We start from the raw sequence: 24,713 nt of genomic DNA on the forward strand, positions 1-24,713 counted from the left end.
CGTTTATAGACTGAGCAGGGCAGCATTGTTATATATGTCATTGCGCAGCAGCTCGTCGTCGGCATGTACTTCTATGCTTATCTCGTCTGCTTCCATTTTGGTACGGGCCATCAGTTTTATCTCGGCCCTTTTGCCTTCTGCATCGTACTGTCTTAGTGTGTTCTTGAATGTCCTCAATTTTGAATTGAAGCGTTTCTGTGAATGCTCATTGCCATAATTAAGGCTTATCACAGTTAAAAATATGTTCTTCATCGTAGTGGTATTTGGTAAGTTCGATAAATGGTCGTTCCTCGTATTTTGATACGGATGGCAGAACTTCTGTTCCGTTATCTGTATCCAGAACATAAAAATGTTCTGACCTGCCTGTGGTTGTAGCTGTGTTTCCTCTGCTGTACCGGGCCTATTGTTTTTTCTTTATCGCTTATACCTGGTCTGTTCTATCCCGATCATTCTCATTTCCCGGAACCATTTTTTGCCTGTATGGCAGTGTCCCTTTGTTCGTTCTACGTCATTTATGACGCTCCTGTCGCGTTAGTGGTCGTCGTCTGTTAGTGGTGCATCGCCGACGGTGGGGTGTATACGGGTATCGGCTATATCGGCCAGTTCTATGTCGGTATACTCCCTTTCGCGCAGTATATCTTCCAGTATGCAGGCGGCCTCGCTGTGGCCCAATGCATGGGCGGCATATACGAGGTCGTTGTAGGTGGCTATGCCATATTGCTCCATACGCTGTGCAAACAGTATAAGGCCTGCATCGCGGGTGGTAGAGTGTTCGGGGGTCTCTGCTATCAGCTTTTCGGTATCGTGCTCCATAGAGGCGACCGATGCATTCTTGCGGGCCTCTGCAGTGCTGCCTAGCATCGTGAACACCCGTTCCAGTTTCTTCAGGTGCCTTTTAGAAGCATGGCGAATATCTTTCAGCGTGTTCTGTACCAGGCCGGTAGTGGCTGCGCTGTACATACGCTGCAGTACGGCCGCAAAGTGCTGCTCGGCGCCATAAATGTCTTTCAGCAGGGACAGAAACATATGGCGGAACGTGTCTCTGTCGGTCCTGGGATCGGGCAGGGCAATGGCCATACCCGGGCGGTGTGGTGCGCCATTGGGGCCTTGATGTGGTCTGTTCGTTCTCATAGCAATGCGGGTTTTAATGTTTTCGCCTATAGTGCGGTCCTGTCCCGTAGACAATTGTCTATCATGGACTTTTGTATATCTTTCTAGTGGGGCGTACTACAAAGATCATCTGCATATGGCGTTTTTGCGTTACACAACGTACCTTTGTTGTTACATAAATCCCACATTTTCCGAACATTCCGGCTTCTATATGAGGTAAGTATGCAGGTAGACGGGCGGCGGCGGTCAGAATAGTGAGAGTTGAGAGGCAGTGACTGGTGCTGAGGGAGGCAGGGCTTTCCCCATGACGGTACGGCCACCGTACTTCCACGAGTCTTTGCGCTCCTGTTCGATCAGTTCTTCGAACCTGCGGTTATCGGGTACTATGTCCTTTTCCAGTAGCTGTGCGGCTTTTGAGAGGCCTTTTATGGCATCGCTTTTGTCTGTATTACCCAGTTTTGCCCGCTCTATGGCGGTGCGAAGGGTATGTATGGCCTCATCGTAGACGATGGTGGGCACGGGGAAGGGATGGCCGTCCTTGCCGCCATGCGCGAAGGAGAATCGGGCAGGGTCGTCGAAGCGGGAGGGTGTGCCGTGTATGACCTCGGATACCAACACCAGCGACCGCAGGGTGCGAGGGCCAAGCCCCTCTAGCAGCAGGAGTGATGCCATATCCGGTCCCCGGCGCTCATGGGCTACGGCAAGCACCCCTGCCAGCCGCTTGAGGTCCACATCTTTCCGCTTTACATCGTGGTGGCGGGGCATGAGTATCTTCCGGATCTCGGACATCAGTTTTTCGGGCGGTTCCTGCACCAGTTGCAGCACGCCCGACCGTGTGCCGGCGGCCTGCCTGTCGGTAATATTGAGTATGGGGCCTTGCTGTTGCCCGTAGATAAAAGTATGCGGCTCTTCGGTAAAAGAGCGGATAGCAGGTGAGTGCCAGTGGTACCTACGCGCCATGCCATTGGCATCGTTCATGCCCTGCTGTATAACGGCCCAGTCGCCGTCGGCGCTGAGGATGAAGGAGTGCAGGTATATGTTGTAACCATCCTGTATGCCGGTATTATCGACCTTGGCAGTGAGCCTGCTGTTGCGGGCGAGTGCGGAACCGTCGAGGCCGGTAGCGTCGGCTATCCGCTGCAGTTCGGCGGGTGTCTCGCGCGAGTGTTTGCCCTTGCCGCCGCAGATGTATATGCCCAGCTCGTGCGCGCGCTCGTTCACAGTACGTTTAAGGGCGCCCAGTACAGATGTGGTGATGCCGGATGAGTGCCAGTCCATACCCAATACACAGCCCAGCGCCTGGAACCATGCCGGATGGCTGATGCGCTGCAGGAAGGCAGCACGGCCATATTCATGCACTATGGCCTCGGTGATGGCAACACCCAGCTTGCCCATACGAGTATATAGCCAGGGTGGTACCTTGCCATAGTGCAACGGCATATCTGCATACGAACGTTCCATTTATGCAAAGTTGCTGAAATGTGCGGGTGTACCCCTCTTGCCTACTGAAAATGTGGATAAGATATGGTAGGTATAGCATAGAAGAGGCGCTCCGCAAGAGCGCCTCTTCTGCAATGTAGTATATGGTAATGTACCTAGTGCATCACCGCTATGCGGCCGGTCTTTCTCTGGCCCTGTGCAGATACAGAGTAAGAATACATACCGGCAGGCAGTGTAGCGGTATTGAAAGTGGCTTTGCCCTGCGATACACCCGTTATGCTGCGTGTGGCTACCACCTGGCCCACCATGTTATACAGGTTAACGGTGACATCGGCGGTGGCAGAGAGTGTGAATGGTATATTCACCTCGCCGGTAGAGGGGTTAGGGTAAGCATCGGCATCTATTGTGCCGGTCACCTCGCGCACGCTTACATCAGATACTATACCGCAGGTAGGGCATACCACACGGAAGTCGATAACAGGGTATTGCAGTGTGCTGGCAGAGCCACCGGTAGCGCTCCAGAACCACAGGGGTATGTACTGGCCGCCCCAGCCAAGAGCTGTATCGGGCAGTGTCTTGAACATGCCATTGTTGCGGTCATCTACGCTATATGTAGCGAACTGTGGTACAGAAGCCGTACCCCTGAAACAGGTGAAGGGGCGGAACATATTGTACTTGTAACCCATGGTAGCACCGAACACAGTATCGTGCGGGGTGAAGGCAGGGTCGCCGCTGATGAAGGACACGCTGGCGCCGAGCATATTGCCTGCAGGTATATTGACATCGGAGAGGCGGATAGCGGCCATAAAAGTGCCATCGGCAAGGGTATCGCCCCAGGCAGGTGATGTACCACTATTATCGAGCAGTACGTCTTTTACTATCACATTTACGCCGGTGGCCCTATTGGTGGCGGGATCGTAATGCAGGCGGTAGGTCTTCATGGTATCGCCTGCAGATAGGCCGTAGCGGGTCACCACTGAGGGGTTACCGGTCTTGGCCAGGTACACATCATCGGTAGATGTGAGGCCGGGGCCATATGCAAAGGCTATACGCAGTGTATCTACCACGGTGGTCTTTGTGGGGTTGAAGCCATAGATGCCGAACACCCTTACAGAGTCTACCATATATGCATCGGTAGGGGTCACCTTCATAAGGCCGTTATAATACACAACATTGTTGAAGCCGCTGTATGCGGGGTCTGTAGTAGTGCCGAGCGATACCGAGCGGTTGTGGTGCCACTCTGTGCCGCTGGTACCTGAATAGGCCATTACGGCCATAGTATCGTTCCAGGCATACTGTGAGAAGTAGGCAGCAGAACTGGAGGATGCGGCCTCGTTGGTAAAGAAATAGTCGGAATAGCTATACCAGCGCGGAGAGGTAGCGGTGGTCTTGCGGGCCACGTTGTTGTTGGTCTGCGGTTTTGCAGCGCGGAAGGCGGCCGTGTTCACATCGCCCTGCTGGGGTGTGGCCATGCTAAGGGTGCGTTCCTGAGCGTGGGCAATGGTAGCAAACATGCCTGCTGTAAAGAGTAAAAGTTTTCCTTTCATTGTGTGATGTTTTTTGTAGTTAAAGATAGGTTTTTGTAAAAGGTGATAAAATATCACCCATAAACATCAAATATCATACCAAAGGAGCTGCGAATGGCCTGTGTCGCATAAAAAAACGAAAGCAACAGGTGATCCTGTTGCTTTCGTTCGGTATGAAATCGTGCGTTAAAGCTTAGTGAGCTACAGCTACACGGCCAGTGGTACGTGTACCGTTAGCTATAACAGCGTAAGTGTACAGACCAGCAGGCAGAGCGCTAGTGTTGAAAGTAGCCTTGCCGCTAGCAACGTTGCTGATGTTCTGTGTAGCAACTACCTGGCCCAGCATGTTGCTGAGGGTAACTGTTACGTTAGCATTGTTGCTGAGAGTGAAAGGTATGTTCAGCTCGCTTGTAGCGGGATTAGGATAAGCAGCAGCTTTCTCTATGCTGGTAACGTTGTTGATACCAACTGTGGCAGCTATAACACCGCATGTAGGACAAGCTATTTCCCACTCCATGTTGATATGCTGCAGCGTGCTGGCAGTAGCGCCACCGCCTGTAGACCATGCCCACATAGGAACGAAAGTGTTGGCCCAGCCATTGAGGTAAGCAGGGAGCCTCCTGTAGTAGCCAGCATTAGCATTGCTGTCTGGGTTCAGCCAATCTGTGTAAGTGAGCCACTGTGGATCGTCTGTAGCACCATCTGTCTGATACTGCAGCAGTGGGCGCCACATATTGTAGTTGAAAGTACCATCGTTGTTCCATACTACAGCACCGGGAGCTGTGGTAGGGAATGAAGCATCACCGCTCTTGAAAGATACTGACATAGCAGCATAACCGTTAACAGGGATGTTGAGACCTGAACCTGGCAGAACTACGTTCTTCATCCAGATACCTTCGGCTGTAGTATCGCCCCAGGCCGGAGAAGTACCAGAGTTGTTGAGGATAACATCTACCACCATAGAAGCAGCAGTACCGGCCAGAGCAGGAACCTTGCCAGCATCGGTGAGGTAGTTGTTCACGCTATCGTAGTGCAGATCGAGGAAGTCGATAGTGCCATAGTGGCCACCGCTGGTACCATAACCGCTGAATATGTTGTCAGAAGCTATGGGGCCACCTGAACCTGCTACGAAAGACAGGCGGATGGTATCTACCACGCCAGACTTAGCAGTATTGTAGCCGTAAACGCCATACAGGTTCACAGACTTTACGCTAACACCGGTGCTGGTAGCAGTTATCTTCATTTCGCCGTCGAAGAAGTCGGGGTTGTTGAAGCCGGGGAAAGAAGGATCGAGTACCTGCGCGGCAGATACGAAGGTGTTATTGAAAGTGGTAGTACCGGCTATCTGGGCCAGTGTGTCCTTCCACAGGGGAACGGTAGTGTAAGAAGTGTTCTGACCAGCTATCTCGAGCGTAGTATCGAGGTAGAAGTTGTAAGAATAGAAGCGGTTAGGCGCTGTTCCTTTGGCCGCTACGTCCTTCTGGCGAAGTGTAGTGAGACCCTCAGTTGTAGCGCGCACGTTGGTCTTCCAAAGTGACTCTTCTGATGGTTGTGATGAAACCAGCATAGCACGCTGCTGTGCTACTGCCGAAAGCGCGATAGAGCCTGAGGCAACAAGTAAAAGTAGCTTTTTCATTTTTAGAATTGGTTTTAAGATAAAAAATGGTTGAGGTAAAGTTACTGCATTTTTGAATTCAAAAAGTGTTTTTGGCTAAAAGATCGTTATTAAATGATGCGTATCATTTCATACCGAAGTACTTAACACAAAAATCATGCCTGAATGTGGCAAGGCCTGTAAAGATAACCCTTTTGTGGGTAGATCGTTAATAGCTTATGCACACCGGGTATACCCATGCGATGATGCATTATTGCAGAGTGCTTCTGTATGGCAGGGATATTTTACCCGCCAATTTCAATTGGGGCTTGACCGAACCTGAGGGATATATTTTTCATAACAGATGTTATTTCTGTATTTTTGATAGTAACAGTTTTGTGGCTATGATAAATAAGGATAAGGGCGATCATAAATACCTACTGATATCGGGCAACATAGAGCAGCAGATAATGAGCCGTGTGCTGAAGATAGGCGATAAGCTACCCTCTGTACGAATGCTTAGCGATCAGCACGAGATAAGTGTGAGCACGGCACTGCAGGCATATTACCATCTGGAAGGTAAGGGATTGATAGAATCGCGGCCGCAATCGGGCTACTATGTGAGGTTCGACCCATCGCGCTCGCCCCGCAAGGTAGAGAAGAGCATGCCGCACCAGGAGATAAAAACAAAGGAAGTAGAGACCATAATAGGAGAGGTATATGATGACTTCGTATCGCCGGATGTAGTACGTTTTTCGCTGAGCGTACCTGCGCCTGAGATATTGCCGCTGGCACGGCTGAACAAGGCAATGATGCAGGCCCTGCGCGACCTGCCCGCCAATGGTACCCAGTACGAGCAGGTACAGGGCAATGGCCTGCTGCGCAGGCAGGTGGCCCGCTGGAGCCTGGAATGGGGCGGCCACCTGCAGCCCGATGATATAGTGACCACGGCAGGCTGCATGAATGCCATAGCCTACTGCCTGATGGCGATAACCAAACCGGGTGATACCATAGCGGTAGAGAGCCCGGTATACTTCGGTACTTTGCGTTTTGCACGCAGCATAGGGCTGAATGTGCTGGAGCTGCCTACAGACCCTGATACCGGTGTGGACCCCGATGATGTGAAAAGGGCGCTGCGCAATCATAATATAAAGGCCTGTTTTTTTGTGACGAATTTCAGCAACCCGCTGGGCTACTGCATGCCCGATGAGCAGAAGGAGGCCATGGTGCGCCTTCTGTCGCAACATGGAGTACCGCTGATAGAGGACGACCTGTATGGCGATGTATACTTCGGGCGGTCGCGACCACGATCGTGCAAAAGCTTTGACGAGGAGGGGAATGTGCTGTGGTGCAGCTCTATATCGAAAACGCTGGCACCAGGGTACAGAGTAGGCTGGGTGGCGCCCGGCAAATACCTGAAACAGGTAAAGCACCTGAAACTGTACCACAGCATAACCTCGCCCACGGCACAGCAGGAGGCGATAGCATCGTTCCTGGCCACGGGGCGGTACGAGCACCACCTGCGCAAGCTGCGGCAGACGCTGCATGCGAACAGCCTGAGGTTCATACAGGCGATAGGAGAGTATTTTCCGCCGGGTATAAAAATGTCGGACCCGAAGGGGGGCTTCATACTGTGGGTAGAGCTGGACAAGCATATAGATACCTACCAGCTATACCGTGAGGCCATGCAACATAAGATAAGCATAGCGCCGGGGGCTATGTTCTCTCTGCACGACAGGTACCAGAATTGCCTGCGCCTAAGCTATGGTATGCAATGGACACCGCAGGTGGACAGGGCGCTGAGAAAACTGGGAGAACTTATAAGGAATTATGAATGATGAATTATGAATGATGAATGGTGATGATAACGATCGGGTGTAGGAGGATTGGAGGATGTTTATAAAATAAGAGAGCGGGTGTGGCCCGCTCTCTTATTTTATATTAGGAAGGGTTTCCTAATTCATACTTCATAATTCCTATGCAACACCCATGCCGTAGAGTTCTGCTTTTACGGCTTTCACGCGGTCGTTAGAGACATATTCGTCGAACGACATTTCGCGGTCTATGAGGCCACCGGGGGTGAGCTCCAGCACCCTGTCGGCCACGGTAGCGGCCAGCTCGTGGTCGCGCGTGGTGAAGAGGATGGTGCCTTTGAAGTCCTTCATACCATTGTTGAGCGCGGTGATGCTTTCGAGGTCCAGGTGGTTGGTAGGCTCATCCAGCATCAGCACATTGCCTTTCAGCATCATCATGCGGCTGAGCATGCAGCGCATCTTTTCGCCACCGCTCAGTACGCTGGACTTTTTCAGTGTCTCCTCGCCAGAGAACAGCATACGGCCCAGGAAGCCGCGGATGAAGGTCTCGTCCTTCTCCTCGGAGTACTGGCGTAGCCAGTCTATGAGGTTGTCGTTATTGTCTTTGAAGTACCTGGTGTTATCGTTGGGCAGGTAGGTGGTGGTAGTGGTGACACCCCATTTGTACATGCCTGTGAAATCCTTGTCCTCGCCGGCCAGTATCTCGTAAAATGCAGATGTGGCCAATGAATTGCCGGACAGTATGGCCACCTTCTGACCGCGCTTGAGGTCGAAGCTGATATTGCGGAAGAGTACTTCGCCATTCAGGGTCTTGGAGAGGTCCTTTACTTCCAGTATCTGGTCGCCGGCCTCGCGTACCTGGTTGTTGAACAGGATAGCGGGGTATTTGCGGTTGGACGGTTTCATTTCGTCCAGCTTTATCTTATCGAGCGCCTTTTTACGGCTGGTAGCCTGCTTTGACTTAGAGGCATTGGCCGAGAAGCGGGCGATGAACTCTTTCAGCTCGGCTATCTTATCTTCTGCCTTCTTGTTCTGATCGGAACGCTGTTTCAGCAGCAGTTGGCTTGACTCGTACCAGAACGAATAGTTACCTGTGAAGACATTGATCTTACCGAAGTCTATATCGGCAACGTGGGTACAAACCTTATCGAGGAAGTGACGGTCGTGCGATACTACCAGCACTATCTTGTCGTAATCGGCCAGGAAGTCCTCGAGCCAGTTGATGGTCTCGAGATCGAGGTCGTTGGTAGGTTCGTCGAGCAGCATTATATCGGGGTGGCCGAAGAGGGCCTGAGCCAGCAGCACGCGCACCTTCTGGTTACCATCCAGCTCTTTGAGCAGCTTGTAGTGATGCTCTTCCTTTATACCCAGGTTGCTGAGCAGGGTAGCGGCATCGCTTTCGGCATTCCAGCCATCCATTTCGGCGAACTGTGCTTCCAGCTCGCCGGCCTTTATACCGTCCTCTTCGCTAAAGTCTTCCTTGGCATAGATGGCATCTTTGGCCTTCATTACCTCGTACAGGGTGCTGTTGCCGCGTATCACGGTCTCCAGTACGGGTACTTCATCGTATTCGTAGTGGTTCTGCTTCAGCACGCTCATGCGCATGCCTTTAGATATCTCTACCTTGCCTGTGGTAGGGTCTATCTCGCCCGACAGTATCTTCAGGAAAGTAGACTTGCCTGCACCATTGGCCCCTATAACACCATAACAGTTTCCCTCTGTGAACCTGATGTTCACGTCTTCGAACAGCACGCGCTTACCGTAGCGCAGCGATAAATTATTTACTGATATCATTTGCTAAAATAGTAGGGGAGACCTATTGGAATGGATGCGAAAAGCGACCCACCAAGGCCGGATCCCCGGTTTTTGGAGGTGCAAAGGTACAGTTAACAAATGTAATTATTGTGTAAGATCGCAATTATTAACTTTCTCTCTGGGAGGGCATTATTTGTATATCATAACGGCGTCGACCTTTACCGAGGCACCATTGACATTGACGGTAGAGAGGGAATGTATGTCCTCGCCCTTATCGAACCCGCAGGCACCGCACCTGTATGTGAGATAGCCGTAGTCCGATATGCGTATGGTCTGGTTCACTGCGGGTATGTATATCTGCCAGTCGTATGCGTCGGTAAGGCCGCTGCCGGGCAGGGCGCCTACGGTGATGGCATTGCTGTTCTTCAGCTTCAGAACATATACACTATCCTGGTCCGGGCTGGCCTGTACGGTATCTATCTGCTGCTCGCGCACTACCTGGGCAAAGCCTGTGCCCCTGGCATAGCCGGTTATCATAATGGTATCGACCTCGGAAGCGCGGTAGCCATAGAAAGATATAGGTACACCTACTACTTCGAGACAAGACTCTTTCTTGCAGCAGGAAGAGATAAGGGCCATAGCGGCAAGCAGGAAAGGGAGATACTTTTTCAAGAGAGGTGGTTTTTTTGTCAAAATTCAAATTCTAAAGGTCAAATTCCAAAATTCAGATCACAAATTCCAAAGGGCAAATTCCAATGATCAGATCCCCAAATTCCAATGATCAAACACAAGACCCGCATCCCTAATTCCTAATTCCTCATTACTAACTCCTAATTTTCAGATCTTTTTATTACATTTGGCCATCAAGCCAAATTACTGACCACTCAATACCAATTATGAAAAAGCTTGTACTCTCTGCTACGCTGCTACTGGCTACCTGTGCCGCTTTCGGCAATGTTGTTATCAATTATGAGAACAAGGACGACCGCGGCTACTTTATGAAAGTAAAGATAGACGGCGCCTACAAAGAGGTGAAGATAGAGAGTGGGTCGCGCGCCTACATCACTATACAGGGTGGCAACAGCTCTTGCTACTTTGTGACAAGCTGTGGCGAGGTAGAGGTGAATACAGGCGACATCATTACCATCAAAGACCGCTGTATAACAGTATATAAGTCGCTGCAGCAGAATTATTAGTGGATATTATACTTTTTACTCAAGTTGTGTTTATTTAGTATTTACGGGGCTTTTGCCCCTTTTTTATTTGCATTTATTTTTATATTTTTGATTCTAAATCTATAAATATTTCTTTCATATGCATAAGGTCTTTTTATCACACAGTAGTAAGCAAAAATATTTAGTGGAAGTAATTGCTGAAAAGCTAGGAAGAGATAGAGCGATTTATGACAATTATACTTTTGAATTAGGAGTTGATACACTTGATGATATTTTTAATAGCTTAAACAAAACTGACTTATTTGTTTTTTTTATAAGCAATGAGTCGTTAGAATCAACATGGGTAAAAACAGAATTAAATCAGGCAAATAAAATTGCTTTGTTAAATTCATCGAAACAATTTTTGCCAATTATTATCGATAGCTCTATCGACCATAATGATTTGCGAATCCCATTATGGCTTCGTCAAAAGACAATACGAAAATTACAAGAGCCCTTTTTAATTATAAAGAAGATTGAGCAGAGCTTGCGCGATATATTACTTGATTCCAACCCCATCTTAAAGGCTAAAGATGATTTATTCGTTGGACGAAATCATCTTATGGAAGAGTTTGAAAATCAAATTTTAACCATTAGTGGTCAGAAGCCAAACGCTTTTATTTCTTCAGGTGTAGAAGGCGTTGGTCGTAGGACGTTTATGAAAAAGGCTTTGTTCAAAACTAATTTAATTAAAGAGAATTACGAGCCTATTAGTATCCATTTAGATGAAAAAGAAAGTATTGAGGACTTTATTCTAAAAGTTGAAGATGCTAACGGGAACTTGTCTGATAGGATTTTGGAGAATTTGGAAAGTATGACTTTCGAGGATAGAATTAAATATGCTGTAAATCTAATTTATAAAATTAGTGAAAGCAGTGAGCGGCTATTTATTATTGATACGGGTTGTATTATTATGCCCAATAAGGCTATTGCGAATTGGTTCATACGCATTACGGATGATGAGATGCTTAGTAATTACTTAGGAATAATACTGATTACTAGGTTCCGCCCTAATCCTTCATTTATTGTAAAAAATAAAAGAATACAAGCAATTCACATAGAACCATTATCTGAAAAAGATATACAAAAACTATACGTCAAATATTGTCATATTTCGCAATTAAGTATTCCTACTATTGATTCTGAAAAAATATTGAAAGCGCTAAATGGTATTCCATCGCAAGTTTTTTTTGCAGTTGATTTAATTAAAAGATCTACAATTGAATATGCAACTAAGAATATTAATGAAATAATAGAGTTTGGAGAAGCGAAAATATTCTATATCATAACAGAAATAAAAAAGAAACAGGAATACCTTGATGTTTTGACTCTTTTATCCAATGTAGGCGTAATGAGTTTTGATTTATTATATAAGGTTATAGGTCGAAATTCAGAAACTGAAAAGATTTTAGAGTATTTCTATGTACTTGGAATTTATGATACAGTGGGTGGATTTGCTGATTATATACGCGTTAATTATTCTATATCTGATTATGTAAAAAGATCCAAATTTGAAATAAATGCTACATATAAAAGAAGACTAAAAAAACAGTTGGAGGTCTTTTTAGCGGAGACAAAAGAACATTATGATGTCTCAGAATTATTGATTAACGTCAAAAATGCACTTATTAATAATTATAAAGTGCCAGATAAATATCTTCTGCCATCATTTGTATTGAAGTCTATTGTAGATATGTATTATCAACGAATGTTTGGTAAAGTAGTTGCTTTAGCGGATAAAATATTGGAGAGAAAATCGAATATGGATAACAGCATGATAATGGATATACGATACTGGTTATGTTCAGCATTAGCAAGGGAAAAAAATCCAAGATTTGAATCGGAAGTACTGCATATAAGTGGCCCCAATCATGACTTTTTGTATGGATTTTACTACAGAAGGAAAAAGGATTTAGACAGTGCATTGTATTATTTGAATAAAACTTTGAAAGTCAGTAGAAATCATAATAGAGCAAAGAGAGAGTTGGTAAATGTTCTTTTAAGTAAGGGGGCTTTTGAAGATGCTCTTGATATTGCTAGAGATAACTACAAAAATTCTAAAACTAATGCTTTCCATATACAAGCTTATTTTTTGTGTTTAATCAAGAAAAATAATCATCCAGAATCTGATATAAAAATTCTGGAAAGACTTATGGATGATATACTTAAGACAAATTCCAAACAGGCTGAAGAGATACATAACACAATGCAAGGGGAGTTTGAGTTCTACATTAATCAGGATGCATCAAAAGCTATTCAGGTTCTAAAAGATGCATTATACAAGAATAAGAATAAGTACTATGCCTATCGTTCTTTATATTTAATCTATAATAAGCAAGGTAAGTATCAAGTGGCAGATGAGCTTAAATCAAAATATGAAAATGATAATAGTGTTATTGATGAATTAGAGGAATTAGAATAGGTTATATAGCTATCTCTTATTTTCCCGTATCTTTGCACTCCCAAATTTTTTGGGGGTAATATTTTTTTATTATTTAACCACCGGGATGCGATGAGCAGGCCCGTACAAACCGAGAGTACATTTTGGAAGAGAACACAATGAACACAGATGCCGCTGCACAGCAGGAAGGTACTGTAGAGACAACAACGAACGAGGCGCCTGCGCAGGCTACCCGTGCACCACGCCACTATTACGAAGCAGCATCGACAACATCGCACGATGATTTCGATTGGAGCGTGGACAAGCGCAATGTAGCTTCTTACAAAGAAGAGACACGCGTATCGATGGATACTATGTACAGTGGTACCTTCAAATCGATAGCAGAGTCTGAGTTGCTGAGGGGCACTGTAGTGGGCCTGACAAAGACCGATGCTATCATCAATATCGGCTTCAAATCGGATGGCCTGGTATCGCTGAACGAGTTCCGCGATATGCCTGATGTGAAAATAGGCGATGATATAGAAGTAATGGTGGTACAGAAGGAAGACCGCAATGGTCACCTGCACCTGAGTCGCAAGCTGGCACGCGCTGCACGCGCATGGCAGCAGATAGTGGACTTCTACAAAACAGGCGAAGTGGTAACCGGTACCATCACCAGCAAGACCAAGGGTGGCCTGATAGTGGATGTACACGGCCTGGAAACGTTCCTGCCCGGCTCGCAGATAGATGTGAAGCCTGTAACGGACTACGACCAGTATGTGGGCAAGACCATGGACTTCAAGGTGGTGAAGATAAACGAGACCATACGCAACGCGGTGGTATCGCACAAGGCACTCATCGAGAGCGATATAGAGCAGCAGCGTAGCGTGATCATAGGCCAGCTGGAAAAAGGTCAGGTACTGGAAGGTACTGTGAAGAATGTTACCGATTTCGGTGCGTTCATAGACCTGGGTGGCGTAGATGGTCTGCTGTACATAACAGACATAAGCTGGGGCCGCGTAACGCACCCGAGCGAAGTACTGCACAACGGTCAGAAGCTGAACGTGGTGGTTCTGGACTTCGACGACGAGAAGAAGCGCATAAGCCTGGGTCTGAAGCAGCTGACCGCTCACCCATGGGACAACCTCCCCGCAGAGATCACCGAAGGTGCACGCGTAAAGGGCAGGGTAGTGAACATAGAAGACTATGGCGCATTCCTGGAGATAATGCCCGGCGTAGAAGGTCTGGTACACGTTTCGGAGATCACATGGTCTTCACAGCCTATAAACGCGAAGGAGTTCTTCAAGATAGGCGAAGAGCATGAAGCAGTAGTAGTTACCCTGGATAAGGACGAGCGCAAGATGAGCCTGTCTATAAAGCAGCTGACCGCCGATCCATGGGATAGCATCGAAGAGCGCTTCCCGCTGGATAGCCGCCACACAGGTGTGGTGAAGAACATCACTCCGTATGGCGTGTTCGTAGAGCTGGAAACAGGTATAGGTGGCATGATACACATCAGCGACCTGAGCTGGATAAAGCGCTACAATCACCCAAGCGAGTTCGTGAAGACAGGCGACAAGATAGAGATCGTGATCATGTCGATAGACAAGGAGAACCGCAAACTGGCCCTGGGTCACAAACAGCTGGAGGAAGATCCCTGGAACACGTTCGAGACCGTATTCCCTATAGGTTCTCAGCACGAAGGTATCGTGACCCGCAAGGACGAGAAGGGTGCTACCGTGCAACTGCAGTATGGCCTGGAGGCTTATGCCCCTGTACGCCACCTGCGTAAGGAAGACGGCGGTACCGTAGAGGCAGAAGAAACACTTCCGTTCACGATCATCGAGTTCGACCGTAATGACAAGCGCATCATGGTATCGCACAGCAAAGTGTGGGAGCAGGTGAAGAACGAAGAGAAGGAAGCTGCCCGCAAGGAAGCCGTAGCAGAAACAGAAAAGACCAAGAGCGCAGTGAAGAACATACAGAGCAAAGTAGAGAAGCCCACACTGGGCGACCTGGGTGCCCTGGCTGCCATCAAGGACAAAATGAAGAAAGCAGAAGGCGAAGCAGGCGAATAATGCCGGTCTTTACCCGATGTAAGATAGCAAGGGCCACCGTACCATACGGTGGCCCTTCTCTTTTTAATACCGACTGGCACATGGTGTTTATGCTATTAAGGCATATATTTGCATTCTAACTTTTTCTATCCACATAAACATGAAAAGAACGACCATATCTCTGGCAGCGGCGCTGCTGTTCGCGGCATCGGCCAATGTAGCCATAGCACAGACCGGCGATGAGATCATCACCAAACATATAGACGCCATAGGTGGCGAAAAGAACTGGAACAATGTGAAGTCGATGAAGATGATCGGCTCTACATCGATACAAGGCATGGAAGTGGGTATGGACATAACCATAGTGGACCAGAAGGCCATGAGGACCAACATATCGCTGATGGGTATGGAAGGCTATGTGATAATGACCGATAAGGAAGGCTGGATGTACATGCCTATGCAGCCCGGTATGGACAAGGTGACCCCTATGCCCGAAGAGCAGGTGAAGAGCGCCAAAGGCAACTTCAGCATAAAGAGCGCTGTAATGGCCGACAGGACGAAGATAGCCAAGGCAACATACAGCGGCAAGGATACACTGGATGGTGTAGCATGCCATAAGGTACTGGTAGCCGATAAGGAAGGTAATGAGCAGACAGCCTACTTCGATATGAGCACTTACTACCTGGTGCGTGCAGAGCGTAAAGTGAAGCAGAAAGAAGAAGAGCAGGAAGTGGCCATATCATACAGCAACTTCCAGAAGCAGCCGGAGGGTGTGGTGATAGCCATGACACAGTCGAACCCGATGCTGGGTGGCGATATCACCTTTAAAAAAGTGGAAATAAACAAGCCCATACCTGCAGACTATTTCCAGCCATCGGAGCCTAAAAAGGCAGAAGAGGGCAAGAAATAAGGGTGCCGAACGGCCTGACAGGCAGATATGTATATATGCCTGTGGCCATGATCTAACATTTTATTTCAATTGCGAACGGTTACATTCGCATTGAACCAACTCATAGACCAATGTTACAAACAGACCTCATACATGTACCGTATGGAAAGACGGTGCATGGCGAAGAAGAAATAGAAGCCGTAGTAAAGGTATTGCGCACCAGCACACAGATGGGCAAGAACGTGCGCGAGATGGAAGAGCGTGTGGCTACCCTTTACAACAAGAAATATGGTATAATGGTGAACAGTGGTTCATCGGCGCTGTACCTGGCCGCAGACCTGATGAACTACGAGCCCGGCAGCGAGATAATAACGCCTGCGCTTACCTTCTCTACCACTGTAGCGCCCCTGGTGAAGAAGGGCTGGGTGCCAGCCTTCGTAGATGTGGAAGAGGGAACCTACAACCTGGATGCCAATAAGGTAGAGGCCATGATAACGCCTAAGACAAAGGCCATGGTGATACCTAACCTGATAGGCAACCTGCCCAACTGGAAGCAACTGCGCGAGATAGCCGACAAGCATGGCCTCTTTGTACTGGAGGATTCGGCGGATACGCTGGGCGCCGAGATAGATGGCGCATCGAGCGGCCGCTTTACCGATATGAGCACTACGAGCTTCTATGGTTCGCACATCATAAACTGTGCGGGCAATGGCGGTATGCTGTGTGTGAACACAGAGGCGTTCTACGACCGTGGCAGGCTGCTGCGCAGCTGGGGCCGCAGCTCGTCGCTATTTGTAGAAAGCGAGAAGATAGAGAACCGCTTCAATGTAGAGATAGAGGGTATACCGTATGATGCGAAGTTCGTTTTTGAAGAGCCGGGATATAATATAGAGCCCAGCGAAATGGGCGCTGCCTTTGGCATAGTGCAGCTGAACAAGCTGGCGCAGAACATAGATACCCGTACGGCCAATTACAAGCGCATGCGCGAGTTCTTCAGCCAGTACGAGGAATTCTTCATACTGCCAAAGCAACTGCCGAACTCGCGCACGGGCTGGCTGGCATTCGCTACTACGCTGCGTGCCACTGCACCGTTCATACGCCGCGACCTGCAGATATTCCTGGAGAAGCGCAATATACAGACGCGTACAGTGTTCACAGGTAATATACTGAGGCAGCCGGGCTTCAGGAATGTGGCCCATAAGGCAAGCGCCGATGGCTATGCCGAGGCAGATAAAGTGATGCGCGGTGGTATGCTGCTGGCCTGCCACCATGGGCTGAACGATGCGCAGATAGCGCATGTGATGGAAAGTGTGTCTGAATTTATGAAAAATATATAGTAGCTGATGTTACAGATCTTTGTGGTGGGTTACCTGGCGTACAGGAACAGTGTAAGGGCAAAACAAAAAGGTGTGAGTGGATGGTTGTGGGCCGTGGCAACGGTGATGGCTTTTTTCTCTGCACTGTTCATAGGGTGCCTGTTCGTGGTCTTCAATTTCTGCACCGATAGTGTGAATGTGGACCTCCTCTCATCTACCGACCCTGCCATACGGCAGGCGGTGAGCGAGCAACTGCGCGATGTGCTGAGCACTAACTGGCTGCATGTGCTTACCATACAGGTATTCGGTATAGGCGGCTACCTGCTGGTGCGCTATATACTAGAGCGCAAGCCGGACAAGAAAGAGCCGGAGATACACTGGATGGATAAGCTGGGGAATTGAGGGGCCTCATCCCGTCCCTCTCCAAAGGAGAGGATGATGAACTGTAATGGCCAGAATACATGATATGGTACATTCCCGATAAAGAGAAGGTGCGGATGTTTCATCCGCACCTTCTCTTTAAATACCACCCTCTCCTTTGGAGAGGAGATGGGGAGAGGTCTCTTACCAGCCGAGCAGGCCTTTCAGTTTGGTCATACCGGTCTTGCTTACGGTGACCTTGGCGCCGCAGTGTAGCAGCGCTATGTGGCTTTCTTTCTCGTAGGGTTCTATGCGCATGAGCTGGTTCACGGGCACCAGGTAAGAGCGGTGTACCCTTACGAACTGTTGCGGATCCAGCGTTTGCTCTATGTGTGAGAGGGTACTTTTTTTGAGATAGCTGCCAGCCTTGGTCACTATGCGTACATAATCGTCATCGGCCTCTATGTAGTATATGTCCTGCGCGGGAATGATGCGTATGAGGCCATTGTCCTTTACCACCACTCGGTGCTGGTAGCCCTCGTAAATATTGTTCTCCAGCAGTGGTGCAAGGCCTTCGTTCTGCTTTGCAGGCGCGGTCCTCATCCATTTGTCCATAGCTTTGTCGAAACGCTCTTTTATAACAGGTTTCAGCAGGTAGTCCACAGCATGGGCTTCGAATGCCTTCAGCGCATATTCATCGAAGGCGGTAGTGAATATTACCGATGGGCGCGTATCCAGCAGTTCCAGCATTTCGAAGCCATTGAGGCGGGGCATCTGTATATCCAGGAATATAAGATCGGGGGTGTGCTGCTGTATGGCCTTGAAGCCCTCGAAGCCATCGCCACACTGAGCCACTACTTCTACCGTATCGTAGCTCTGCAGGTGGCTGGCAATGAGTTGCCTGGCCAGGGGTTCATCGTCTATCAGTATTACTTTGTACATATTGCTGTGGTATTTTCAGTATAGTGGTGAATATGCTGCCGTCCTTGTGGGTCTCCAGCAGGTCGTTGCGGGCATATAGCAGGTATAGCCTGCGTTGCACCCCCTTCAGCCCGAAGCCGGTACCACGCGGCGGTTGCATATCGGGGTCGTAGGGATTAGTGATGGAGAGTTGCAGCATGCCGCCGTTCATAGCTATGTTCACGGCTATCTGTACCGCCCCGGTATTGCCATACAGGCCGAACTTTATGGCATTCTCCAGCAGGGGCTGCAGCAGGAAGGGCGGTACGGATGCGTGGTCGGTATCTTGTTGCTGAAAGAGCACCTGCAGCCTGTCTCCGAAGCGAACGGACTCTATGGCCAGGTACGACCGTATGTAACTGAGCTCGTCGGCTATGGGTATCATATCGTCCGACTCGCGCTTTACAGAGCTACGGAGAAAGTCGGACAGCTTGCCTATCATTTCCTGCGCGCGCCCGGGCGCTATCATGATGAGGGCATTGATAGAATTGAGACTATTGTAAAGAAAGTGCGGCTGCAACTGCTGGCGCAGCTTGAAGAGCTCGGCTTCTTTAAGCAGGGCCGAAGCATCGACCTGCTGCTGAAAGCGGGAGTCGAGTGCAGCGAGGTTCTTTCGGAACGCGCTGATGGTGCCTACCCAGGTACAGAATATCCATACTGCCAGAAAGCGTACCGGCAGGGTAGAGGAAAGCCAGGTGCGGTACTGCTCGTAAGCGGGCTCATGCAGCCACAGCTTCAGCACCTCGTACTGTGCAAAGACGGTAACAGAACTTACGAACAGGGCCACGAACAGGGCATATACCGTAATGGCCACTATGGTAGGATAGGCGCGTACCAGCAGTATGATGCCCCATATGGAGAATGTGAGGATGACGGTACTGAAAACAGAATCGTAAATGGTGATGTCGCGGGGGAGATCGAAAAGGGTGGATAGTATGAAATAGTGCATTGCGAGGATGACCAGCATCAGCAAGGCCACTATCCAGTGAATATTTTTTCTAAGGGAACGCAATTATTCCTCAAAATTATAAAAATGTGTAGAACAGAGAGAAATGAACCAGCAGTATCTATTATTTTTAATCGAAGGTTAAATTATGTGGGTAAATATTTGCAGCAATTGACTAACATCTTGCTTCAGATCTTCGCCAATTTACAAAGTGCATGATATTCAGTGAAAAAAAGCTTACAGTTAATATGTGAAAGTATCCCCTTTTTTTTCTTATATTTGGTTAATGATGAAAGCATTTAATATGCGTGTGATGAGATTAACAGTTGTTTTAATGACTTTTCCGTGACTATCTACCAGTGACCGCTTAAATACCACTCCATGTATAACATTTCTTTACCTGCTAAGTTCCGTCGTTCTTTATTTGTTCCCGTCACGATATTCGTTGCAATGCTTGGTTCGCGTGCCTATGCACAGACATCGGGCAATGCCGGCCTGCCGGGCGTGCTGGCCGGGCCCGGCAACGCGTGGGTGAACACATCTGCGCCAATATCTGACGCAGATGTAGAGAAGGCCAGTAAGACACCCGCTGCCTTCGCTGTGTCTCAGGACCCGCATACGAATTTTACCTTCATTTCTGCGATACGGAAGAACCCGAGCCCGGAGGTGATACAGTATAACCAGGGGTATGAGCAGCATACCGAGCTTGGTATGTTATTCCCGGAGGCACCATGCTCGGACTGTTATGAGCTGATAGAAAAACGTACCGAAACACAGAAATACTTTGTGAAGGAAGGTACGGAGGGGCGGCGCTTTGTGCTTTATTCGAGCCAGTATCCGGTGCATTATAAAGATGCCGCAGGCAACTGGATGACGGTAAGGAATGGCTTGTTCCCCGATGCTGCCCACAATGGTGTGTACCACACAAAAGGCAGGCTGACCGATGTGGCCATAAACACTGTGGCAAAGAACATGACCCTGACCACAAAGGACGGAGCAAGCATAACCTACAACAACGAACTGGAACTGGTGTACATAAAGCCCGATGGTACTGAAACATCGCTGGGCAAGGCCAACTGGGCCAACCATACCGCCGGTGATGATGGAGTACGCATAACGGATGCATGGCCGGGCATAGATATAGAAATGGTACAGTTCGCTAATAGCGTGAAGACGGGCTTTGTAGTGAAAAGCGCCATGCCTGCATATGCAGCAGGCAAGCTGGTGCTGAGAGACCGGATGCTGACAGGTAAAGGTACCTCCATATCTATGCCGGAGAATACATTGCATGCCGGAGAGATAAAAGTGCTGAACAAGGAGCGTAGTACTGTGCTCACCTTTGGCGGTGCGATAGCATATGAGAAATATGGCGACAGCAGCTCTTTGAAAACACTGTACTACAAAAAGACGACCGGCAATACAGTGGATATACTGATACCCGGAGACCTTCTGAATAAGAGTGCATCTGCCTATCCCCTTATCATAGATCCGCTGGTGACGGGCACTGTATCGTGCGGCTTTTCGTACAATGCTACTTTGCCACCACCTGCCGGTACTTACTGTGTCAATACCAACAATCTGCTGATACCGGGTGGGGCTACCATCACCGACCTGAAAGCTACATTTTCATACTACGGACCTGTGGGAGTGGCATGGAACAGGTCGCGCATCAACTTTGGGATGCTGGGATGTACCACAGGCTGGCTTAGCTGTGGCGCCGCAACTAGCTCGGGCATACCCGGCGGTACATGTGGTTTCGTTCCTCCGGGCACCAGTCTCCTCGGTTTTGGCTTTGGGGGTTGTGTACCGGGATACAATTGCAACTCATATGTACTTCCGGTACAAATGTGGGGTGGCCAGAATGTGATGGCAACTGCGGCATGTGTACAAACGGTGTATGCCACAGCTACAGGCTTTACCGTAGTGGTAGAGGGTAGCGCGGCCATGCTTCCTTCTATCACACCTCCTGCATCTACCACACTTTGTATGCCTTCTACCATGACACTGGTAGGCTCGCCTGCAAGTGGCGTGTGGAGCTCTACGGCACCCGGTGTGGCCACAGTGTCGCCTGCGGGTGTGGTATCGGGCGTATCTAATGGCGCTGCCACTATACAGTTCTCGGCAAGCGGCTGTACTGCCACATTGCCCATCACTGTAGGTACTACGCCTACTATAACAGGCGCTTCCAGTATCTGTTTCCCCGGTTCTACAACACTTACCGGTTCGCCCGGCGGTGGTGTATGGACCTCGTCGGCACCCGGCGTTGCTACCATTACAGGTGGCGGCCTCGTAAATGCAGTATCGATAGGTACTACGCTCATCAGCTACAATACCGGTACATGTACTGCCATAAGGCCTTTTGATGTGAACAGCCCTACTGCCGTGGCGCCTACTACACAGCCTACAGGCCTGGTAGTATCGGCCCCTACAAGTGCGGGCGCTACTATCAACTTCACACCTAACGGTTCTACAGGTTACCTGGTGATAGCAAGCACAAGCCCTACGCTGTCGGCAACGCCCACATTGTTCACTACCTATGCTACAGGCAGTGCCTTTGGCGGTGGTATAGTGATACAGGGGTCCGCATCAGGCAGCTCTCCCGCTTATACAACATCATTGCTCAATTCCAATACACGTTATTATGTCTTTGTATTCGCGTTCAACAACAACTGTACAGGACCTCAGTATAATACGGTATCGCCATTAACAGGTTCGTTCAATACCTGTATACTGGCGCCCACCGGCCTTACGGTGACCACTACCGGTGCCAACTCGATAAGCCTTAGCTGGGCGGCATCGGCCGTGGGCGGTGGGTATACCACCCCCATCAACTACAATGTGTATGCCTATGCCGATGCGGGTCTTACAATACTTGTTCCGGGCTTTCCCGTGATGGCAGGTATAGGTACTGCCTATACCGTATCGGGGCTTGCGACCAGTACCCAGTACTGGTTCAAGGTGGCGCCTGCAGATGCCTGCAACAACATGAGCAATGTGGCCACAGGTGTTACCGTATGTACTGCCGCAGGTGCCATAACCTATCTGCAGACCTTTGAAGTGGGTACGCTCAATGGCGATCTGAACCCGAACTGTATGGCATCGAATGTGCAGAACTGTGTGTTCTCGGGTGTTCAGGATAATGTCACTTACTTGGGCGTGCCGATCAATACCAATCATACACCCGGCGGTACCAAGTTCTACAACCTGTTCAGGGATGGTGCATGTAGCCCCGGCTGGGCCAACCAGTGGCTGCTGCTGCCCCGGCTGACGCTACAGGCCGGTACCACATATACCTTCAGCGTATGGTATGCCACTAATGGTATAGCATGGCAGACGGTGCGTTTCCAGTACAGTACCTCGGGTACGGTACCGGCAGTGGGGTCTACTACCATGGGCGGTGTGCCGGGTAACATAGGCACAGGCCTGACGAGCGTGAGCAACACTGCTTACAATCAATATCTGCAGACATTTACCGTGCCTGCAACAGGCGATTATTATATAGGCATCGGTATGGCCAGCGGCGGCGCTTCGGGCCTTCTTGCCATAGACGATATAGAAGTATGTGCCGTGCCTACCATAACGGCTACCAACAGCGCACCTCCATATTGCGATCCGGCCTCTGTATTCCTTTCTTCTACAGGTACCAGCGGCGCTACTACTTATAACTGGTCCGGCCCATCGGGTTACAGCTCTACACTGGCCAACCCTACGGCCATCACAGGTATAGGCGCAGGTACCTATACATATACGCTTTCTGCAGTGAACGATCCTACCTCACTTGGGTATGGTGGTTATTGTACTGCCAGCGCCACTACTTCATTCACTGTCAGTCCTCCTCCTCCATCCATTACGGGTTCTACTACCATATGTGTGGGTGGCACTACCGCGCTATCGAACCCGCTACCCGGTGGCACATGGAGCAGCAGTACACCTACCGTGGGTACAGTGAACACATCAGGAGTAGTAACAGGCATGTCTGCAGGTACTACCAATATTACTTATAACATAGGCGGGTGCTATACTACAAGGGTGGTCACGGTCACGTCCTCGCCCAGCACCATCACAGGTACGCTTTCTGTTTGTCTTGGCGCATTTACCACGCTCAATAGTACACCTGCGGGTGGTACATGGAGCAGCAGTACACCTACCATTGGTACCGTTAGTACTACAGGTGTGGTATATGGCGCATCGGTGGGTACCACGATGATCACTTATGGTTTCAGCGCCCTTTGCTATACAACATCTACGGTGACCGTGAACGCTAACCCCACACCTATTGCCGGCACATTCAACATTTGTCTTGGCACTACTACTACGCTCACCAGCACACCGCCCAGCGGGTTCTGGACCAGCAGCGCACCGGGTATCGCCAGTGTGAACATACTGAGCGGTGGTGTTACCGGTAATGCTGTGGGAACGGCCAATATCACATATACATCTAATGGTTGCAGTGTATGGCAAACGGTGACGGTAGTACCAAGTCCTGCCTCGATAGTGGGGCCCACCAGTTTGTGTCTTGGTTTCCCCACGGTAACATATACCAACCCTGTAACGGGCGGTACATGGAGCAGTAGTAATGCGAACGTGTCGATAGTGGGTACATCGGGCGTGGCCACAGGGATGAGTGCAGGCACCAGTGTTATAACATATGCATTGAGCGCCACCTGTTTCAGTACCCTGGTGGTGACAGTAACAGCCGCTCCGGCTGCCCCTGTTGGCATGGATTCGCTATGTGTAGGTGCTACGACCGTATACAGCCATCCGATACCGAGCGGTACCTGGAGCGCATCCTGCCCCACCATACTGACGGTGGGCCTGGGTACAGGCCTGGTGACAGGTGTAGGTGCAGGTACCTGTATAGTGACCTATACGCTACCCAGCGGATGTATAGCTACCGATACGGTGAGGGTAAGAGATAACCCAGGCGCTATAACCGGTACACTGACGGTGTGCCAGGGCGCTACTACTGCTCTTGCCAGCTCTACACCGGGCGGTACATGGAGCAGCGTGACAGGAGCTGTAGGCACCATAGGTTCTACAAGCGGTATACTCTATGGTGCGGGCGGTGGTACTACTACCATATCTTATATCCTAAGTACCGGCTGTTATACTACGGCCACCGCCACTGTGACGGCAGCGCCACCGGCGATAACGGGGACCTTTACGGTATGCGCAGGTTCTACGACGGCGCTGACGAGTGGCCCTGTGCCTCCCGGCTTCTGGGGCAATACGCCTACGACGACAGCATCGGTATCGGGCACGGGCGTGGTAACGGGCCTTGCGGCAGGCACCACCATGGTGACCTACACGACAACTACCGGTTGTTATGATACCGCTATAGTAACGATACTG

The 24,713-nt window shown here is 49.5% G+C and carries 17 protein-coding genes; 8 read left to right on the plus strand and 9 right to left on the minus strand.

Annotation, left to right across the window (positions count from 1 at the left end; all coding sequences use genetic code 11):
• Nucleotides 1–3: 3 nt before the first annotated feature.
• From ABD843_RS11860 to ABD843_RS11880, 5 genes are all read right to left on the minus strand, one after another.
• Entirely contained in the window at nt 4–252 is a 249-nt protein-coding gene (locus ABD843_RS11860) for a hypothetical protein (RefSeq protein ID WP_345083395.1), read from the minus strand.
• A 279-nt stretch (nt 253–531) separates the two neighbouring features.
• A complete protein-coding gene (locus ABD843_RS11865; RefSeq protein ID WP_345083397.1) occupies nt 532–1,131 on the minus strand; it encodes a YciE/YciF ferroxidase family protein in 600 nt (199 codons plus the stop codon).
• Between the two features lie 225 nt (nt 1,132–1,356).
• Complete coding sequence (locus ABD843_RS11870; protein WP_345083399.1) at nt 1,357–2,571, minus strand: DUF763 domain-containing protein; 1,215 nt, start codon at nt 2,569–2,571, stop codon at nt 1,357–1,359.
• Nucleotides 2,572–2,705: 134 nt separating this feature from the next.
• Entirely contained in the window at nt 2,706–4,097 is a 1,392-nt protein-coding gene (locus tag ABD843_RS11875; protein WP_345083401.1) for a T9SS type A sorting domain-containing protein, read from the minus strand.
• Nucleotides 4,098–4,269: 172 nt separating this feature from the next.
• Entirely contained in the window at nt 4,270–5,712 is a 1,443-nt protein-coding gene (locus ABD843_RS11880) for a T9SS type A sorting domain-containing protein (RefSeq protein ID WP_345083403.1), read from the minus strand.
• A gap of 362 nt (nt 5,713–6,074) precedes the next feature.
• Between ABD843_RS11880 and ABD843_RS11885 the strand changes: the two genes are divergently transcribed.
• Nucleotides 6,075–7,508, plus strand: coding sequence for an aminotransferase-like domain-containing protein (locus ABD843_RS11885; protein WP_345083405.1), 1,434 nt, complete (start codon nt 6,075–6,077; stop codon nt 7,506–7,508).
• Between the two features lie 138 nt (nt 7,509–7,646).
• Here ABD843_RS11885 and ABD843_RS11890 read toward each other — a convergent pair whose 3' ends face one another.
• Together ABD843_RS11890 and ABD843_RS11895 are read right to left on the minus strand one after the other, a co-directional pair.
• Nucleotides 7,647–9,278, minus strand: a complete 1,632-nt coding sequence (locus ABD843_RS11890) for an ABC-F family ATP-binding cassette domain-containing protein (RefSeq protein ID WP_345083407.1) — start codon at nt 9,276–9,278, stop codon at nt 7,647–7,649.
• A gap of 150 nt (nt 9,279–9,428) precedes the next feature.
• Nucleotides 9,429–9,911, minus strand: a complete 483-nt coding sequence (locus ABD843_RS11895; protein ID WP_345083409.1) for a hypothetical protein — start codon at nt 9,909–9,911, stop codon at nt 9,429–9,431.
• A gap of 224 nt (nt 9,912–10,135) precedes the next feature.
• On the opposite strand from ABD843_RS11895, the gene ABD843_RS11900 reads away from it, so the two are divergent.
• From ABD843_RS11900 to ABD843_RS11925, 6 genes are all read left to right on the plus strand, one after another.
• Entirely contained in the window at nt 10,136–10,435 is a 300-nt protein-coding gene (locus tag ABD843_RS11900; protein WP_345083411.1) for a hypothetical protein, read from the plus strand.
• 118 nt (nt 10,436–10,553) lie between these two features.
• Nucleotides 10,554–12,875 carry a TIR domain-containing protein gene (locus ABD843_RS11905; RefSeq protein WP_345083413.1) on the plus strand — a complete coding sequence of 774 codons (2,322 nt, stop codon included), beginning with the start codon at nt 10,554–10,556 and terminating at the stop codon, nt 12,873–12,875.
• A gap of 122 nt (nt 12,876–12,997) precedes the next feature.
• Nucleotides 12,998–14,911, plus strand: coding sequence for a 30S ribosomal protein S1 (gene rpsA, locus ABD843_RS11910; protein WP_345083415.1), 1,914 nt, complete (start codon nt 12,998–13,000; stop codon nt 14,909–14,911).
• 139 nt (nt 14,912–15,050) lie between these two features.
• Nucleotides 15,051–15,800 carry a hypothetical protein gene (locus ABD843_RS11915; protein ID WP_345083418.1) on the plus strand — a complete coding sequence of 250 codons (750 nt, stop codon included), beginning with the start codon at nt 15,051–15,053 and terminating at the stop codon, nt 15,798–15,800.
• Between the two features lie 110 nt (nt 15,801–15,910).
• Nucleotides 15,911–17,116, plus strand: a complete 1,206-nt coding sequence (locus ABD843_RS11920; protein WP_345083421.1) for a DegT/DnrJ/EryC1/StrS family aminotransferase — start codon at nt 15,911–15,913, stop codon at nt 17,114–17,116.
• 6 nt (nt 17,117–17,122) lie between these two features.
• Nucleotides 17,123–17,497 carry a hypothetical protein gene (locus tag ABD843_RS11925; RefSeq protein WP_345083423.1) on the plus strand — a complete coding sequence of 125 codons (375 nt, stop codon included), beginning with the start codon at nt 17,123–17,125 and terminating at the stop codon, nt 17,495–17,497.
• 162 nt (nt 17,498–17,659) lie between these two features.
• On the opposite strand, the gene ABD843_RS11930 is transcribed toward ABD843_RS11925, so the two are convergent.
• Nucleotides 17,660–18,397 (minus strand): LytR/AlgR family response regulator transcription factor, encoded by a 738-nt coding sequence (locus ABD843_RS11930; protein ID WP_345083425.1) that lies wholly within the window; start codon nt 18,395–18,397, stop codon nt 17,660–17,662.
• Nucleotides 18,369–19,427: a sensor histidine kinase gene (locus ABD843_RS11935; protein ID WP_345083427.1), complete on the minus strand. Its 1,059-nt coding sequence runs from the start codon at nt 19,425–19,427 to the stop codon at nt 18,369–18,371. The genes ABD843_RS11930 and ABD843_RS11935 overlap by 29 nt, the downstream gene beginning before the upstream one ends.
• 384 nt (nt 19,428–19,811) lie before the next feature.
• Between ABD843_RS11935 and ABD843_RS11940 the strand changes: the two genes are divergently transcribed.
• Nucleotides 19,812–24,713: beta strand repeat-containing protein (locus tag ABD843_RS11940; protein ID WP_345083429.1), on the plus strand; the 4,902-nt coding region annotated here is incomplete at its 3' end.

The organism is Nemorincola caseinilytica, assembly GCF_039540515.1.
Lineage (GTDB): Bacteria > Bacteroidota > Bacteroidia > Chitinophagales > Chitinophagaceae > Nemorincola > Nemorincola caseinilytica.